This window comes from Mesorhizobium sp. M4A.F.Ca.ET.020.02.1.1, from assembly GCF_004022645.1.
Classification (GTDB): Bacteria; Pseudomonadota; Alphaproteobacteria; order Rhizobiales; family Rhizobiaceae; genus Mesorhizobium.
In genome coordinates this window covers 1-2,002 of sequence record NZ_RZOI01000932.1, presented here as the reverse complement: position 1 = coordinate 2,002, position 2,002 = coordinate 1, and the positions used below count along the sequence as shown (strand labels likewise).

The 2,002-nt window shown below is 66.4% G+C and carries 3 protein-coding genes; 2 read left to right on the top strand and 1 reads right to left on the bottom strand.

Features of this window, described 5'->3' with window-relative positions:
* Positions 1 to 498 (top strand): putative dsRNA-binding protein (locus EN742_RS33280; protein WP_245492454.1); only part of this gene is annotated, 498 nt, incomplete at its 5' end.
* The gene (gene era, locus EN742_RS33275) at positions 495 to 1,421 is read left to right on the top strand and encodes a GTPase Era (RefSeq protein WP_128333788.1); all 927 of its coding nucleotides are present in this window, start codon (positions 495 to 497) and stop codon (positions 1,419 to 1,421) included. The genes EN742_RS33280 and era, both read left to right, overlap by 4 nt.
* 52 nt (positions 1,422 to 1,473) lie before the next feature.
* Here era and EN742_RS33270 read toward each other — a convergent pair.
* On the bottom strand, positions 1,474 to 2,002 hold a 529-nt coding region (locus EN742_RS33270), incomplete at its 5' end, for a CPBP family intramembrane glutamic endopeptidase (RefSeq protein WP_148670455.1).

The following is a 2,002-nucleotide window of genomic DNA, read 5'->3' as shown; positions in this document are numbered from 1 at the left end:
GAGCTGTCGCTGCGGCTGAACGCCCTGGTCAATGCAGAGGCGCTGTCCGAGATCGCCGAGGAGATCGGCCTGCCGGACCTGATCCGCGCCGGCTCGGACGTGCGCGGTCTCGATGGACGCAAGCGCGTCAACCTGCGCGCCGACGCGCTGGAATCGCTGATCGCCGTGCTCTATCTCGACGGCGGCCTGGATGCGGCCCGCGCCTTCATCCACCGCTACTGGCAGCCGCGCTCGCAGGCCATCGGCGCTGCCCGTCGCGACGCCAAGACCGAGTTGCAGGAATGGGCGCACCAGGCAGCAGCGGGCGCCGCGCCGGCCTATCGCATCGACGGCCGCGAGGGCCCGGACCACGATCCGCTGTTCACCGTCAGCGTCAAGGTCGGCCAGTTCGCTCCGGCCATCGGCAGCGGCCGCTCCAAGCGCGAGGCCGAGCAGGCGGCGGCTGCGGCGCTGCTGCTGCGCGAGGGTGTCTGGCTGAATGAAGGAAGCGCGGCATGAGCGAACACGCGGCACCGGCGGGCGAGGGCCCCGCGACGCACTCCGGCTTCGTTGCACTGATCGGCGCCCCCAATGCCGGCAAGTCGACGCTGGTCAACCAACTGGTCGGCGCCAAGGTGTCTATCGTCACCCATAAGGTGCAGACCACCCGCGCCATCGTGCGCGGCATCGCCACGCATGCGAACGCCCAGATCGTCTTCGTCGACACGCCCGGCATCTTCAAGCCGAAGCGACGGCTTGACACGGCGATGGTGACGACCGCCTGGGGCGGTGCCAAGGACGCCGATATCGTCGTGCTTCTGATCGATGCCGAGCGCGGCATCAGGGGCGACGCGGACGCCATCCTCGACCGGCTGAAGGACGTGCGGCAGCCGATGCTTCTGGTCCTCAACAAGGTCGACCGTGTCAAGCCGGAGACGCTTTTGGCACTTGCGGCGACGGCGAATGAGCGCGTGCCGTTCAAGCGAACTTTCATGGTTTCCGCGTTGACCGGCTCCGGCTGCAAGGACTTGCTGGACTATCTCGCGGAAACCTTGCCGGCTGGCCCCTGGTACTATCCGGAAGACCAGATCTCCGACCTGCCGATGCGCCAGCTCGCGGCCGAGATCACCCGCGAGAAGCTTTACCTGCGACTGCACCAGGAACTCCCCTATTCCTCCCACATCGAGACCGAGAAATGGGAGGAGAAGAAGGACGGCTCGGTGCGCATCGAGCAGGTCATCTATGTCGAGCGCGACAGCCAGAAGAAGATCGTGCTCGGCCACAAGGGCGAGACCATCCGCGCCATCGGCCAGGCGGCGCGCATGGAGATCGCAGCCATACTCGAGCAGAAGGTGCACCTCTTCCTGTTCGTCAAGGTGCGCGAGAACTGGGGCGACGACCCCGAGCGCTACCGAGAGATGGGACTGGAGTTTCCGCACTGAAGCAAAACGCGGCACCCCGGGGAGGGGCGCCGCGCTTGTTTGCTTATCTGCCTCAGGCAGCGGCGACGGAAAGCTGTGCCTGGGGTCGGCGCACGAAGCTCTCGGTGCCGTAATAGGCGACGATCGCCACCGCGATGACCGCCCAGATCGCCACGCCGATCCACTGCTGCTGCACGTAGTCGCCATCAACGAACACCTTGCCGAGGAAGCGCACGCTGTTCTGGTGCGTGACATGCATCAGGAAGGCGAGAAGCACGCTGCCGGTGTTCTGGTAAAGCCAGGTGAAGACGATCCCGGCCAGCACGACGTTGATCGTGCCGTAGAGGCTGAGGTCGCCGACCAGGCCGAGCGGGAAGTGCCAGATGGCCCAGATCACGCCGAGGATCAGGCTGCCGGCAAGAGCGGAATGGCCGGCGAGCAGACGTGGCGTGGCAACGCCGCGCCAGCCGGGCTCCTCGCCGAGCGGGCCGCTGAAGATCGCATAGAGGCCGATGATCGGCAGCATCTCGGAGAAGGCCGGAATGTTGCCCCAGGCAGGGGCTGCGGCGCCGAACAGCTGATTGATCAGGATCGAGACGAGC

Excerpts from the sequence above, each read along its gene's own strand:
- era (WP_128333788.1), top strand. The coding sequence starts at position 495 with ATGAGCGAACACGCGGCACCGGCGGGCGAGGGCCCCGCGACGCACTCC.